The 14110-nt window shown below is 71.8% G+C and carries 12 protein-coding genes; 8 read left to right on the top strand and 4 right to left on the bottom strand.

What is annotated here, in order from left to right; all coding sequences use genetic code 11:
- The first annotated feature begins 192 nt into the window (after positions 1–192).
- Positions 193–1656: a GTPase HflX gene (hflX, locus tag ACFYML_RS12985; protein ID WP_387420744.1), complete on the top strand. Its 1464-nt coding sequence runs from the start codon at positions 193–195 to the stop codon at positions 1654–1656.
- A 50-nt stretch (positions 1657–1706) separates the two neighbouring features.
- The gene (locus ACFYML_RS12980; RefSeq protein ID WP_387420743.1) at positions 1707–3362 is read left to right on the top strand and encodes a hypothetical protein; all 1656 of its coding nucleotides are present in this window, start codon (positions 1707–1709) and stop codon (positions 3360–3362) included.
- A 44-nt stretch (positions 3363–3406) separates the two neighbouring features.
- Here ACFYML_RS12980 and lexA read toward each other — a convergent pair whose 3' ends face one another.
- Positions 3407–4192, bottom strand: coding sequence for a transcriptional repressor LexA (gene lexA, locus ACFYML_RS12975; protein WP_387420742.1), 786 nt, complete (start codon positions 4190–4192; stop codon positions 3407–3409).
- 567 nt (positions 4193–4759) lie between these two features.
- Between lexA and nrdR the strand changes: the two genes are divergently transcribed.
- The 4 genes from nrdR to ACFYML_RS12955 all read left to right on the top strand — a co-directional run bounded on the left by nrdR (position 4760) and on the right by ACFYML_RS12955 (position 10014).
- Positions 4760–5254, top strand: coding sequence for a transcriptional regulator NrdR (gene nrdR / locus ACFYML_RS12970; protein ID WP_387420741.1), 495 nt, complete (start codon positions 4760–4762; stop codon positions 5252–5254).
- Positions 5255–5303: 49 nt separating this feature from the next.
- Complete coding sequence (locus ACFYML_RS12965) at positions 5304–8177, top strand: vitamin B12-dependent ribonucleotide reductase (protein WP_387420817.1); 2874 nt, start codon at positions 5304–5306, stop codon at positions 8175–8177.
- A gap of 176 nt (positions 8178–8353) precedes the next feature.
- The gene (locus ACFYML_RS12960; RefSeq protein WP_387420740.1) at positions 8354–9082 is read left to right on the top strand and encodes a nucleotidyltransferase domain-containing protein; all 729 of its coding nucleotides are present in this window, start codon (positions 8354–8356) and stop codon (positions 9080–9082) included.
- Positions 9079–10014: a DUF2332 domain-containing protein gene (locus ACFYML_RS12955; RefSeq protein ID WP_387420739.1), complete on the top strand. Its 936-nt coding sequence runs from the start codon at positions 9079–9081 to the stop codon at positions 10012–10014. Before ACFYML_RS12960 ends, ACFYML_RS12955 begins: the two co-directional genes overlap by 4 nt.
- Here ACFYML_RS12955 and ACFYML_RS12950 read toward each other — a convergent pair.
- Positions 9998–10453, bottom strand: coding sequence for a DUF6010 family protein (locus ACFYML_RS12950; protein WP_387420738.1), 456 nt, complete (start codon positions 10451–10453; stop codon positions 9998–10000). The two genes, ACFYML_RS12955 and ACFYML_RS12950, sit on opposite strands and share 17 nt — an antisense overlap.
- A gap of 83 nt (positions 10454–10536) precedes the next feature.
- Between ACFYML_RS12950 and ACFYML_RS12945 the strand changes: the two genes are divergently transcribed.
- A complete protein-coding gene (locus ACFYML_RS12945) occupies positions 10537–11529 on the top strand; it encodes a GlxA family transcriptional regulator (RefSeq protein ID WP_387420737.1) in 993 nt (330 codons plus the stop codon).
- On the opposite strand, the gene ACFYML_RS12940 is transcribed toward ACFYML_RS12945, so the two are convergent.
- Positions 11442–12674, bottom strand: a complete 1233-nt coding sequence (locus ACFYML_RS12940; protein WP_387420816.1) for an RNA polymerase sigma factor — start codon at positions 12672–12674, stop codon at positions 11442–11444. The two genes, ACFYML_RS12945 and ACFYML_RS12940, sit on opposite strands and share 88 nt — an antisense overlap.
- A gap of 65 nt (positions 12675–12739) precedes the next feature.
- Positions 12740–13081, bottom strand: a complete 342-nt coding sequence (locus tag ACFYML_RS12935; RefSeq protein ID WP_387420736.1) for a YciI family protein — start codon at positions 13079–13081, stop codon at positions 12740–12742.
- A gap of 360 nt (positions 13082–13441) precedes the next feature.
- On the opposite strand from ACFYML_RS12935, the gene ACFYML_RS12930 reads away from it, so the two are divergent.
- Entirely contained in the window at positions 13442–14053 is a 612-nt protein-coding gene (locus tag ACFYML_RS12930; RefSeq protein ID WP_387420735.1) for a hypothetical protein, read from the top strand.
- The last annotated feature ends 57 nt before the right edge of the window (positions 14054–14110 follow it).

The raw sequence follows: 14110 nt of genomic DNA, 5'->3' as shown, positions 1-14110 counted from the left end.
AAACTCCTCCGTCATCACTGCGGTTCGCCAGGCATTTCTACTCGCTCGTCGAGTTTGCCCGGCAGCCGGCCCCGCTACTGGTGGGTACGGCCACGGGCATATAGCAGGTGCATCCGGCGTTGCCACATGTCAGGATTGCTCGTACGCGCCGAAAATCCCTCGGCAGCGGACAGAACGGACAGGAGACGCGGTTTGCGAGACCAGGAGACCTACGTACCCTTCGAGGACGACGAGCTCGACGCCACCACCGGCGAGTACGAGCTGTCGGAGCGGCAGGCGCTGCGGCGGGTCCCCGGCCTCTCCACCGAGCTCACCGACATCACCGAGGTCGAATACCGCCAGCTGCGGCTGGAGCGGGTCGTCCTGGTGGGCGTCTGGACCGAGGGGACCCAGGAGGACGCGGAGAACAGCCTCGCCGAGCTGGCGGCGCTGGCCGAGACGGCCGGCTCGCAGGTGCTCGAGGGGCTGATCCAGCGCCGCAACCGGCCCGACCCGGCCACGTACGTCGGTCGGGGCAAGGTCGACGACCTGGGCGCGGTGGTGCTCTCCACCGGCGCCGACACGGTGATCTGCGACGGTGAGCTGTCCCCGTCGCAGCTGCGCAACCTGGAGCAGCGCACCAAGGTCAAGGTGGTCGACCGGACGGCGCTGATCCTCGACATCTTCGCCCAGCACGCCAAGAGCCGCGAAGGTAAGGCCCAGGTCGAGCTCGCCCAGCTCGAATACCTGCTGCCGCGACTGCGCGGTTGGGGTGACACGCTCTCCCGGCAGACCGGTGGTAGCGGCCGCGGTGGCGGCGCCGGCGGTGGCGTGGGCCTGCGCGGCCCCGGTGAGACCAAGCTCGAGACCGACCGGCGCCGGATCCGGCACCGGATCGCCCGGCTGCGCCGCGAGATCAAGAGCATGACCACGGTACGCCAGACCAAGCGTGCCCGCCGGACGCGCAACGCGGTGCCCGCGGTGGCCATCGCCGGCTACACCAACGCCGGCAAGTCCAGCCTGCTCAACCGGCTCACGGGCGCGGGCGTGCTGGTGGAGAACGCGCTGTTCGCCACCCTGGACCCGACCACCCGCCGGGCCACCACCTCCGACGGCCGGCTCTACACCCTCTCCGACACCGTCGGGTTCGTCCGGCACCTGCCGCACCAGATCGTCGAGGCGTTCCGCTCGACCCTCGAGGAGGTCGCCGACGCCGACCTGGTGGTGCACGTGGTCGACGGCACCCACCCGAACCCGGAGGAGCAGGTGCGGGCGGTCCGCGAGGTGCTCGCCGAGGTGGGCGCCGACCGGCTGCCCGAGCTGCTGGTGGTCAACAAGACCGACGCGGCCGACGAGGAGACCCTGCTGCGGCTCAAGCGGATCTGGCCCGAGGCGGTTCTCGTCTCCGCGCACACCGGGGGCGGGATCGAGGGGCTGCGCGAGGCGATCGAGCAGCGGCTGCCGCGCCCGGCGGTCGAGGTCCGCGCGGTGCTCCCGTACGACCGGGGTGACCTGGTGGCCCGGCTGCACCGGCAGGGCGAGGTGCTGAGCACCTCCCACCTGCCCGAGGGCACGCTGCTGCACGTACGGGTCAACGAGGCGCTCGCCGCCGAACTGGCGCCGTACCGGGCGGGCGACCGGCTCGCCAGCGGAGAGCGGGTCGGCGTCGGCCGGTGAGCCGTCCGGCGTCACCCGCCCGTAACCCGAGGCGTGCGACACTTGGCGCCATGCGGCATGCTGTCTCCTCGGTCACGATCGCGCTCGGCCTGGTCGGCGCGGTCGTGGCGCCGGCCGGGGTCGCCCTGGCGGCTCCCGTCACGGCCTCCGCGCTGGCCGCGGCTCCCAAGAAGAAGTGCACGATCGAGGACAAGCGGCTGCGTGAGCTGTCCGGCCTCGTCGCCACCAGCAGCGGCTACGTGGTGATCAACGACGGCAGCGAGCAGGACAGCCTCAAGAAGGTCTTCTACCTCGACGCCGAATGCAAGATCTCGAAGGAGCCGGTCCGCTACTCGGGCGACGGGCCGTTCGACACCGAGGACCTCGCGCTCGGTCCGGATGGCGAGACGCTCTGGATCGCCGACACCGGGGACAACATCACGAGCAAGACTCGCCGGGAGCGGGTCGCCGTCTGGACCATGCCGCTCGACGGGTCCAAGAGGCCGGTCCTGCACCGCCTGTCCTACCCGGGTAACGAGCCGCACGACGCCGAGGCGCTGCTGATCGGTGACGACAACCTGCCGTTGATCATCACCAAGGACACCTCGGGCAAGTCGGAGATCTTCACGCCGGCGGCGAAGCTTAAGAACGGCGACACCGACCCGGTGCCGATGAAGAAGGTCGGCGAGGTCACCCTGCCCAAGACCAGCACCGAGAGCAAGCTGGGCGCCCCGGGCCGACTGCTGGTCACCGGTGCGGCCCGCTCGCCCAACGGCACCAAGGTCGTCCTGCGTACCTACGCCGACGCCTTCGAGTTCGACGTGGCCGGCGGCGACATCGTCAAGGCGATCACCACCGGCAAGCCCCGGGTCACCCCACTCGCCGACCTGTTCGGCGAGGCCATCTCCTACACCCCGGACGGCAAGCTCTTCGTCACCGTCTCCGACGTCGGTTTCCTCGACGCCTCCGAACCGGTCGACATCCTCAGCTACACCCCGTCGACGAAGGGCGTGGAGGCGCTGCCGAACTCCGGCAAGGAGGTGACCAAGGCGACCGCCGAGAAGTCCTGGCTCGACGGGCTGACGCTTGACCAGATCACCTACCTGATCGCCGCGGTCGGCGTGATCGGCGCGCTGATGGTCGGCGCCGGCATCTTCGGCATCCTGCGGGCCCGCCGTAAGCCCGCGAAGGCCGAGAAGCCGGCCGAAGAGCGCGGCGACCAGTCCTTTCCGCCCGGCAACCGGCCGGACAGCGCGCCGCGCGGCGGCGGGGTCTACGGCGGGGGCGCCAGCGGCGGGGCCCACGGTGGCGGCCACGGCGGTGGCGGTGGTGTCTACGGCGGCGGTCCGGGGAACGGCGCTCCGGGCCGACCGGTGGGCGGCGGCGTGTACGGCGGTGGCCGGCCCCAGGAGGGCGGCGGCGGTCGTGGTGGCGGCGTCTACGGCGGGGGCCAGCGGGGCGGTGGCCGCCCGCAGGGTGGCGGCGTCTACGGTGGCGGCCCGCAGCAGCGCGGTGGCGGCTACGGCCGCCCGCCGCAGGGACGCGGCGGCCACGGCGGCGGACCCCAGGGCGGGGGCGGGTACGGCGGCGGGCGTGCCGAGCCGCCTCGAGGCGAGCCGGACTACCGGGACCCGCGCAACGGCCGGGGCCAAGGCGGTTACGACGAGCGGGGCCAGTACGGGCCGGTGTCCGGCGGCGGCCGGGAGTATCGGGGCGACCGCTACTGAGGTGGCACGGGTGACCGCCGCGGTGGCGGTCACCCGTTTGCAGGTCAGATCCGGCGCAGCACGGCGACCACGCGACCCATGATGGTGGCGTCGTCGCCCGGGATCGGGTCGAAGGCCGGGTTCTGCGGCATCAGCCAGACGTGCCCGTCGCGGCGCCGGTAGGTCTTCACGGTCGCCTCGCCGTCGAGCATGGCCGCCACGATGTCGCCGGCCTCGGCGTTCGGCTGCTGCCGGACGACCACCCAGTCGCCGTCGCAGATCGCGGCGTCGAGCATCGAGTCGCCCTTGACCTGGAGCATGAAGACCTCGCCCTCGCCCACCAGCTCGCGGGGGAGGGGGAAGATGTCCTCCACCGCCTGCTCGGCGAGGATCGGGCCACCGGCGGCGATCCGGCCCAGCATCGGCACGTACGCCGGGGCGGGCCGCTGCGCGCGGGCGGTCTCGTCGTCGAGCACGTCGCCGGGGGCGCGGACGTCCACCGCGCGCGGCCGGTTCGGGTCGCGGCGCAGGAAGCCCTTCTTCTCCAGCTCCTTGAGCTGGTAGGCGACGCTGGACGGCGAGACCAGGCCGACCGCCTCGCCGATCTCGCGCACGCTCGGCGGGTAGCCGTGGCGCTCCACCCAGGTGCGGATGAACTCCAGGATCCGGCGCTGCCGGGCGGTCAGGTCGACCGTGGTCGGGTCGGGGAAGGTGCTGACCACCGGCGTGACCGGCCGCACGGCGGGCTGTGTGGCCCGGGTGCGCGCGGTGCGGGGTCGACGGGTCGCCGGCGGACCCGCCCCGTCGATCGGCTGCGGGTTCTTCTGCCGGCTGGCCCGGTCCTCGGTCACGTCCGTCCTCCCTGGTCGGCGCTGGGTGCCTTGGCGGCTCGTGGTGCGTACTCGGGTGGTGCTGGTGCTGCCGACCGGCTCGCTCGACGCGACACGCCGTGTCCGGTCGTTGTTGACCGTATAGGTGAGATCAGCCATTTTCAAACATCTGTACGACCTGTTGTCGGCGTGTCGCGGTGAAATCCTGGATTTCCGAACGCCTGTTCTGGTAAATGGTACGTCGCTATCGAACGGGTGTTCCAACGGAACGCGACGATTCAGGGCCGGGCGGTAACCCTCCGAGGTGTCGGCCGTTGGGCTTTCGGCGACCTGGGAAGGGTGGGGCGGGTGAGTGATTCTGATGACGCGCGCGACACGCGTGCCAACTTGACCTCGCTAGGGCGACGGCATACGGTCGACCCCTAGATGTAGTAGTCACACGGGCGTAAGTCGCCTACAGGTTGGGTTCAACTACCGAACGCACTCCCGTACGTCAACCCGGCGTCAGCCATCCGACGATGGCCCCGCCGCGGTGCCGCGTGCCCGGAGCCGGTCGGTGTGCCCGCGGTCGATGAAGGAGGTCAGGCGATGCGGTGTCCGTACTGCCGGCACGCCGACTCTCGGGTGGTCGACTCGCGGGAGGCCGACGACGGCCAGCTCATCCGGCGGCGGCGGGCCTGCCCGGAGTGCGGCAAGCGGTTCACCACCGTCGAGGAGGCGGTGCTCGCGGTGGTCAAGCGCAGTGGGGTGACCGAGCCGTTCAGCCGCACCAAGATCATCGGTGGGGTGCGCAAGGCGTGCCAGGGCCGGCCGGTCGACGACGACTCCATCGCGCTGCTGGCGCAGAAGGTCGAGGAGACCGTGCGGGCCAAGGGGGCCGCCGAGATCCCCAGCCACGAGGTCGGGCTGGCAATCCTGGGGCCGCTGCGCGACCTGGACGAGGTGGCCTACCTGCGGTTCGCCAGCGTCTACCGGTCGTTCGACTCGCTCGCCGACTTCGAGCGCGAGATCGAGACGCTGCGCGCGGCCGCGCGGGCCCGGGCCGGCGACGAGCCGGTCGAGGCCGCCGGCCTGACCAGCTGAATTCTTTCGGATTTCTGACAGATTGGAACGCGCGGTGGGTGACCGCGCAATCGAGGGGGGCGACGTCGTGACGACGAGCAAGTCACGGAACAAGGCCGGGGCGGGGCTGAAGATCGAGCGCGTCTGGACGACCGAGGGGGTGCACCCCTACGACGAGGTCACCTGGGAGCGCCGCGACGTCGTGATGACGAACTGGCGGGACGGCTCGATCAACTTCGAGCAGCGCGGGGTGGAGTACCCGGAGTCCTGGTCCGTCAACGCGGCCAACATCGTGACCACCAAGTACTTCCGGGGCGCGGTGGGGACCCCGGAGCGGGAGTGGTCGCTCAAGCAGCTGATCGATCGGGTGGTCGGCACCTACCGCACCGCCGGTGAGGAGTACGGCTACTTCGCCACCCCGGCCGATGCGGAGGTCTTCGCGCACGAACTGACCTGGATGCTGCTGCACCAGGTGTTCAGCTTCAACTCGCCGGTCTGGTTCAACGTGGGCACGCCGTCGCCGCAGCAGGTCAGCGCGTGCTTCATCCTGGCCGTCGACGACTCGATGGACTCGATCCTCGACTGGTACAAGGAGGAGGGTCTGATCTTCAAGGGCGGCTCCGGCTCCGGCGTCAACCTGTCCCGGATCCGCTCCTCCAGGGAGCTGCTCTCCTCCGGCGGCACCGCCTCCGGCCCGGTCAGCTTCATGCGCGGCGCGGACGCGTCCGCGGGGACCATAAAGTCCGGCGGCGCCACGCGGCGCGCGGCCAAGATGGTCATTCTCGACGTGGACCACCCGGACATCGAGGAGTTCGTGGTCACCAAGGCGCGCGAGGAAGACAAGATCCGCGCGCTGCGGGACGCCGGCTTCGACATGGACCTGGGCGGCGCCGACATCGTCAGCGTGCAGTACCAGAACGCCAACAACTCGGTCCGGGTCTCCGACGAGTTCATGACCGCGGTGGAGAACGGCGGCGGCTTCGACCTGCGTGGCCGGCTCGACGGGCAGACCATCGAGACGATCGACGCCAAGAAGCTGTTCCGGACCATCTCCCAGGCCGCCTGGGAGTGCGCCGACCCCGGCCTGCAGTACGACGACACCATCAACGATTGGCACACCTGCCCGGAGACCGGGCGGATCACCGCGTCGAACCCGTGCTCGGAATACCTGCACCTGGACAACTCCTCGTGCAACCTGGCCTCGCTGAACCTGATGAAGTTCATGCGCGCCGACGGCGGCTTCGAGGTGGCGAAGTTCGTCAAGTCGGTCGAGCTGGTCATCACCGCGATGGACATCTCGATCTGCTTCGCCGACTTCCCGACCGAGAAGATCGGCGAGACCACCCGCGCCTACCGGCAGCTCGGCATCGGCTACGCCAACCTGGGCGCGCTGCTGATGGCCTCCGGCCTGCCGTACGACTCGGCGCAGGGCCGGGAGGTCGCCGCGGCGATCACCTCGCTGATGACCGGCACGGCGTACCGCCGCTCGGCCGAGCTGGCCGGCATCGTCGGCGCGTACGACGGCTACGCCCGCAACGCCGAGGCGCACAAGCGGGTCATGCGCAAGCACGCCGCCGCCAACGACGCGATCAAGCCGGCCGGCACGGTGGCCACCGCCATCCAGCGGGAGGCCACGAAGCAGTGGACCCTGGGCAACAAGGTCGGTGACAAGAACGGCTGGCGGAACTCGCAGGCCAGCGTGCTCGCCCCGACCGGCACCATCGGCCTGATGATGGACTGCGACACCACCGGTGTCGAGCCGGACCTGGCCCTGGTCAAGTTCAAGAAGCTGGTCGGCGGCGGCTCGATGCAGATCGTCAACCAGACCGTGCCGCGCGCCCTGCGCAGCCTCGGCTACCCCGAGGAGCAGGTCGAGGCGATCGTCGAGCACATCGCCGACCACGGCCACGTGGTCGACGCCCCCGGCCTCAAGCCGGAGCACTACCCGGTCTTCGACTGCGCCATGGGCGAGCGGTCCATCGCGCCGATGGGCCACGTGCGGATGATGGCGGCCGTCCAGCCGTTCATCTCCGGCGCCATCTCCAAGACGGTCAACATGCCGGAGCAGGCGACCGTCGAGGACGTCGAGAAGATCTACTTCGAGGGCTGGAAGCTCGGCCTCAAGGCGCTGGCGATCTACCGGGACAACTGCAAGGTGGGCCAGCCGCTGTCGGCCGCCAAGCCGAACAAGGCCGCCGCGTCGACCGAGGCCCCGGCCCAGGTCGAGAAGGTGGTGGAGAAGGTCGTCGAGTACCGGCCGGTGCGCAAGCGGCTGCCGAAGAAGCGCCCGTCGGAGACCATCTCCTTCTCGGTCGGCGGCGCCGAGGGCTACCTCACCGCCTCGTCGTACCCCGACGACGGCCTCGGCGAGGTCTTCCTCAAGATGTCGAAGCAGGGCTCGACCCTGGCCGGCGTGATGGACGCTTTCTCGGTGGCCATCTCCATCGGTCTCCAGTACGGCGTCCCGCTGGAGACGTACGTCAGCAAGTTCACCAACATGCGCTTCGAGCCGGCCGGCATGACCGACGACCCGGACGTGCGGATGGCGGCCTCGGTGATGGACTACATCTTCCGTCGCCTGGCCCTGGACTTCCTGCCGTACGAGCGCCGCGCGGAGTTGGGCATCTTCACCGCCAAGGAGCGGGCCGCCCAGCTCCAGGCCGAGGCGGAGGCGGAGGCGAACGGTGCGGACCTCACCGCGATGGCCGCCTCCGCCCCGGTCGAGGCGCCGGAGCCGAAGGCGGTCGTCCAGCCGAAGCAGGAGGTCGCGGAGGTCGCCGCCATCAAGCCGGCGCCGTCGGTGGGCTCCAGCACCGAGCTGCTGGAGGCCGTGATCGGCAAGGCCGCCGACGCGCCGCTCTGCTTCACCTGCGGTACGAAGATGCGGCCGGCCGGCAGCTGCTACGTCTGCGAGGGCTGCGGCTCCACCAGCGGCTGCAGCTGACGTCTCACCCGTCTCGCGAGCGCGGCAGGGCTTCCTGCCGCGCTCGCGGCGTTTCCGCAGTGGGCGTCGGGCGCCACGGCCGACGGACCCCACGCGTGCCGGGCAGCCTGACCGATGGTGGTTCGCACGCTACGGACCTGATGTCGCAAACGATTCAACCTCCATAGACTGCCGTCATGGTGACGTCGCCGCCCGTCGTCGAGGAGTTCGGCCGGGAACTCGCGGCGCTCGGCTGGGTCAGCGGGTTGCTGGTCGCCGGCTCGCTGGCGACCGGCGACTACCTACCCCGGGTCAGCGACCTCGACCTGGTCGCCCTGGTTGACGGCCCGGTCGACGCGGCCCGGCAGGCCACGCTCGCCGATCTGCACCGCCGCCTCGACGCGGGCACCGGCTCAGGGCTGAACCTCGGCTGCGTCTACGTCGACACCGCGTTGGCGCTCGACGTCGGGGTGCGGCATCCGACCTGGACCCACGGGCAGCTCGTCCAGCGGATCCTCTCCGGGATCACCCGGGCGGAGCTGGTGCGGCACGGGTACCCGATCTTCGGCCCCGCGCCCCGCGACGTCTTCCCGCGGATGAGCGCCGACGACGTGCGCGCGGCGGCCCGTGCCGAGCTCACCGGCTACTGGGCGTGGGCCGCCCGGCGTCCGTGGCTGTGGTGGGATCCCGTCATCGCCGACCTCGGTCTCACCTCGATGGCCCGGGGACGGCACGCGCTCGGCACCGGCGACCTGCTCACCAAGACCGACGCCATCCGGCGGGCCGCCGCTCCGGGCTGGCTGATCGAGCAACTCGCCGCCCGACGCCGAGGGGAGAGCGTGCCCTCGCCCCGGCTCCGCACCGCCCTGATCGCCTGGCGGGACGCCCGGCGGACGGTCGCCCGGGCACGAAGGGAGGAGCAATGACCACCGCCGCCACCTACGCGAGGTTCGGCGCCCGCGAGGCGCACGGCGTGTCACCCGCGTACGAGCGGCTGGCCCTGGCGGTGTCTCGCGACGACGAGTTGCTCGCCCTGCTGGAGGCGCTCCCACCCGCCAAGCGGCAGCCGAACCTGCTGTTCGCCGTGGTCCGCCTCCTCGGCGGGCCGGTCGAGGATCCGGCCGCGTTCCACGCCTACACCTTGGCGAACTGGCCGGCGATCGAGGCGGAGCTGTGTACCCGGTCGACCCAGACGAACGAGGCCGGCCGGTGCGCCGTGCTGCTGCCGGTGCTCGCCGCGCTGCCGCAGCCGCTCGCGTTGCTGGAGGTCGGCGCGTCCGCCGGCCTGTGCCTCTACCCGGACCGCTACGCCTACCGCTATGGCGAGCACCTGCTCGGCGGGGGCGAGCCGGTCCTCGACTGCGTGGCCACGGGAATAGTGCTGCCGGATCGCCTGCCCGAGGTGGTGTGGCGGGCCGGCCTGGATCTGCACCCGCTCGACGTGACCGACCCGGCGGACGTGGCGTGGCTGGACGCCCTTATCTGGCCCGAGCACCCCCACCGCCGTACCCGGTTGCGGACTGCGGCGGCGGTCGCCGCGGCCGACCCGCCGCTGCTCGTCCGGGGCGACCTGGTGGACGACCTGCCGGCCCTGGCCGCGCAGGCACCGGCCGGCGCCACCCTGGTGGTGTTCCACACCTCGGTGCTGTACCTGGTGCCGGAGTCCCGCCGGGCCGCGTTCGCCGAGGTGGTACGCGCGCTGCCCGGCCACTGGATCGCGAACGAGGCGCCGGACGTACTGCGCTACGACGCGCTGCCGGCGCCGCCGACCGAGGTGCATCACAACGTGCTCGCGTTGGACGGCAGGCCGCTCGCCTGGACCCGCGGGCACGGCCAGGCGATCACCTGGTTCGGGTAGCGCCTCCGACGCCCGGGCCGGCGGCCGTCGCGTCGCCCGGCGACGAAGACGGCAGCCGCCGTCGCGCCCGGTCCGCCACCGACCAGCCGCCGGTGAGGGCCCAGACGGCGATGACCGGGTCGCAGATGGCGCAGCCGTGCGAGGAGCCGGGCAGGAACGGGATGATCGGTGCCCCCTTCAGGTGGTGGACGACGTCCCAGGCGGTGTGCAGCAGCCATCCGATGCCGATCCAGGTCCACGACTGCAGGCCCCGCCAGGCCACGTACGTCATCAGCGCGACGAAGGGGAACTCCCAGACCCCGAGGCCGCCGCCGCTGAGGTACGCCGCCCCGGCGCCACCCACCATGATCGCGTTGAGGGTGCGCCGGTGCGGTTCGCGGATGAACGCGTTGAGGCACACGTACAGGAGGCCGATGAGCACTGGCGCGAGGACGGTCATGGTGGCCGATTCTGGGGCTCGGCCGGGGCGCCCGGCAGGGGCCGGCGTGCCAACCGTCGACGGATTCCCGCCAGGATGGACGCATGCATCAGGTGGTGGTCCTCGCCTACGACGGCGTTGTCCCGTTCGACCTGTCCGTGCCGGTCGAGGTGTTCGGCCGAACGCGCCTCGGTGACGGCAGTCCGCCCTACGAGGTGCGGGTCTGCGCCGGCACGGACGAGGTGCGGGCCGGAGCGGTCAGCCTCCGGGCGCCGCACGATCTGTCCGCGCTGGCCGAGGCCGACACGGTCGTCGTACCGGGGGCGGCCGACCTCGACGCGGCGCTGCCCGCGGCGGTCCTCGACGCGCTCGCCGCCACCCCGGCCCGGCTGGTGTCGATCTGCACCGGCGCCTTCGTGCTGGCCGCCGCCGGGCGGCTGGACGGCCGGCGGGCCACCACGCACTGGGCCGCCGCGGCCGAGTTGGCCCGCCGCCACCCCACCGTCACCGTCGACCCCGACGTCCTGTTCGTCACGGACGGGCCGGTGCTGACGTCGGCCGGCGCGGCGGCCGGGCTCGACCTGTGCCTGCACGTCGTACGCAGCGACCACGGCGCGGCGGTGGCCGCGGACACCGCGCGCAGCTGCGTCATGCCGCTGGAGCGCGCCGGTGGTCAGGCCCAGTTCATCGCGTACGAGCCGCCCGCGCCGGCCGGGCTCAGCCTGCAACCGCTGCTGGTGTGGCTGACCGACAACCTGCACAGCCCGCTCACCCTGGCCGACATCGCCGCGCACGCCGCGATGAGTACGCGCAGCCTCAGCCGGCACTTCCGCGACCAGACCGGCACCACGCCCGTGCAGTGGCTCAACCGGCAGCGGATCCGCCGCGCCCAGCAGCTGCTGGAACGCACCGACCAGCCGGTGGAACGGGTCGGCACGCTCGTCGGCTTCGCCTCCCCGACCGCCTTCCGCGAGTCCTTCCGGCAGCTCGTCGGCGTCCCACCCCGCGCCTACCGCGCCGCCTTCCCGCCCGCGCCGCGCGCCGGCCTCTCCTCGCCCTCGTCGGGAGTGAGGGAGTCGAGGCGGGTGGTGAGGTAGGCGCGTTCGGTGTCGTTGTCGACCAGGGCCAGGGCCGTCCGGTACGCCTCCGCCGCCTCCTCGTGGCGGTCGAGGCGGCGGAGCAGGTCGGCACGGATCGCCGGCAGGTAGTGGTAGCCGGCCAGCCGGGCGTCCCGCGCCAGCTCGTCGACCTCGACCAGGGCGGCCGCCGGGCCGTCGGCCATCGACACCGCCACGGCCCGGTTGAGCGCCACGACCGGCGACGGCCAGCGCTTCAACAGCTCGTCGTAGAGGCGTACCACCTGGGGCCAGTCGGTCGCGGCGTAGCTGGGCGCGACGGCGTGCAGCGAGGCGATGGCCGCCTGGAGCGCGTACCGGCCGACGCGGCCGGTCCGGAACGCGCCGAGGACCAGGTGGTTGCCCTCCTCGATGGCGGCCCGGTCCCAGGCGGACCGGTCCTGCTCCGCCAGCACCAGCAGCCGCCCCTCGGCGTCGGTACGGGTGGCCCGCCGGGCGTCGGTGAGCAGCAGCAGCGCGAGCAGCCCGCGTACCTCCGGCTCGTCGGGCATGAGGGCCAGCAGCATGCGGGTCAGGTGCAGCGCCCGGTCCACCAGGTCGGCCCGGACCAGCTCGGTGCCGGAGGGGGCGGTGTGCCCGGTCGTGTAGAGCAGGTGGATGACGGTCAGCGCCGCATCCAGCCGCTCGGGCAGCTCGGCGGCCTCCGGCACCCGGTAGGGGATCCGGGCGGCGGCGATCTTCTTCTTGGCCCGGGTGACCCGGGCGGCCATGGTCGACTCGGAGACGAGGAACGCCCGGGCGATGTCGCCGGTGCTCACCCCGCAGACCAGGCGCAGGGTCAGCGCGACCTGGGCCTCCCGGGCCAGCGCCGGGTGGCAGCAGGTGAAGACCAGCCGTAGCCGGTCGTCGGGCACCGCGTCCTCGCCGGGCTCGTCCGCCACCTCGGCCTCCGCCGGCTCCACCAGCAGCGGCAGCTTGGACCGGAACACCTGCTGCCGCCGTAGCACGTCGATGGCCCTGCGCTTCGCGGTCGCGGTCAGCCAGGCGCCCGGCTTGTGGGGTACGCCGTCCCGCGCCCAGGCGTCCAGCGCGGCCAGGTACGCGTCCTGCACGCACTCCTCGGCGACGTCGAGGTCACCGGCGACGCGCGCCGTCGCGGCGAGCACGAAGGCCCACTCGCGACGGTGCGCGTCCGCCACGGCACGTTCGGCCGCGGTCGTGTCGGCGTCGGTCACTCGGCCGGCGGGACGAACAGCGGCCGGACCTCGACGCCGCCGTCGATGGTTGCCGGGTTCAGCTTGGCGATCTTCAGGGCGACGTCCAGGTCGGGCGCCTCCAGGATGAAGAACCCGGCGACGACCTCCTTGGCCTCGATGAACGGGCCGTCGGTGACGAGGTCGCCGCGGACCGCCGTGGCGGTGGTGCTGGGCTGCAGCGCGAACCCCGTGACGATCCTGCCGCCCAGCTCCTCGACCTGAGCCGGGTACCGATCGAGCAGTGCCAGGTAGTCGGGCGTGATCTCCATCGGGTCGGCCGGCGCGGGCGAGTAGATCAGGACGGCGTACTGGGTCATCGGATTCTCCTCAGGTGGTCGTTTCCCTCTTCTGCCTCACCGACGGACGGGGCCCGCCCGATTCGACAACACCCCGGGGAAATTTTCTTGCCCGGGCTGTGCGGCGGGTTCGGGGGCCGCCGGGGCAGCGGATGGTCACGTACGATCCCGTCCGGCGCGTCCGACGACAAGGCGAAGGCGGCTATGGCGATCAATGATGGGCTCGGTCAGCGCCGGGTCACCGTTGTGGCGGTAGCGGTCACCGTAATCCTCGCACTCACCAGCGGTTGTTCTCGCCACCGAGGTGCGGCCGACCAGGCGGCACCCCGAACCTCGACAGCCGCGGCGGCACCGCCGGACGGGCCTGCCACGCTGCCCTGGGTGTCGGCGATGGTGGCTCGAAATGGCACCGACATCACCGTGTACAGCGGCCCGGGCGACGTTCAATGCAAGGAGCTCTGGCAACCGCGGGCCACGCTCACTGAGCAGAAGGACGCCCAGGTGATCATCTCGGTGAACGCTCGCGTCATTGATGCAGTCGACTGCGCCGCCAGCGGTGGCGCCGTTCCCGTCGTCGCCTCGCTGCCGAAGCCGCTCGGTGGCCGGGTGCTCCGCGACGCCGCCACCGGACTGACCCCGCCGATCTACTTCGAGCGTGATCTGCCGGACCTGCGCTCGGACAAGCGGTGGCGTCCGTTCTCGTCACACTGGATGTCGACCGACGAGGGCTGGCATCAGGGCTACAACGGCCCCGGAGGCTCAGTGCTGCTCGTGAGCGCGCAGCGCACCGCGGGAGTCGACCTCCCCGACCGTGTCGGGACCCTCTCGATCGGTTCGCGTCACGGCACCGTCACCGGCGATCCAAGAAGGTCATGGAGGATGTGGTGGGAGGTCGGGGAGGTGACCTACTCCCTGCGGCTGGAGCCAGCCGAGGGTGGCACGTTCACGCTGAAGCAGTTCAAGCAGGAAATCGCCAGGTTGCGTTGGAGCTAATTCCGGGGCGGATCGGACACCACCCGTGATCGGGGGACCACGCGGAGCGCCGGCAGT

Source organism: Micromonospora sp. NPDC007230 (assembly GCF_042869115.1).
In the GTDB taxonomy this organism is placed as follows: domain Bacteria; phylum Actinomycetota; class Actinomycetes; order Mycobacteriales; family Micromonosporaceae; genus Micromonospora.
Note: the sequence above shows the minus strand (reverse complement) of the source record. Positions and strands in the feature narration are given on the sequence as shown.

Coding starts and splice junctions, on each gene's coding strand:
- ACFYML_RS12980 (WP_387420743.1), top strand. CDS start 1,707: ATGCGGCATGCTGTCTCCTCGGTCACGATCGCGCTCGGCCTGGTCGGC.
- nrdR (WP_387420741.1), top strand. CDS start 4,760: ATGCGGTGTCCGTACTGCCGGCACGCCGACTCTCGGGTGGTCGACTCG.
- ACFYML_RS12960 (WP_387420740.1), top strand. CDS start 8,354: ATGGTGACGTCGCCGCCCGTCGTCGAGGAGTTCGGCCGGGAACTCGCG.
- ACFYML_RS12955 (WP_387420739.1), top strand. CDS start 9,079: ATGACCACCGCCGCCACCTACGCGAGGTTCGGCGCCCGCGAGGCGCAC.
- ACFYML_RS12950 (WP_387420738.1), bottom strand. CDS start 10,453: ATGACCGTCCTCGCGCCAGTGCTCATCGGCCTCCTGTACGTGTGCCTC.
- ACFYML_RS12945 (WP_387420737.1), top strand. CDS start 10,537: ATGCATCAGGTGGTGGTCCTCGCCTACGACGGCGTTGTCCCGTTCGAC.
- ACFYML_RS12935 (WP_387420736.1), bottom strand. CDS start 13,081: ATGACCCAGTACGCCGTCCTGATCTACTCGCCCGCGCCGGCCGACCCG.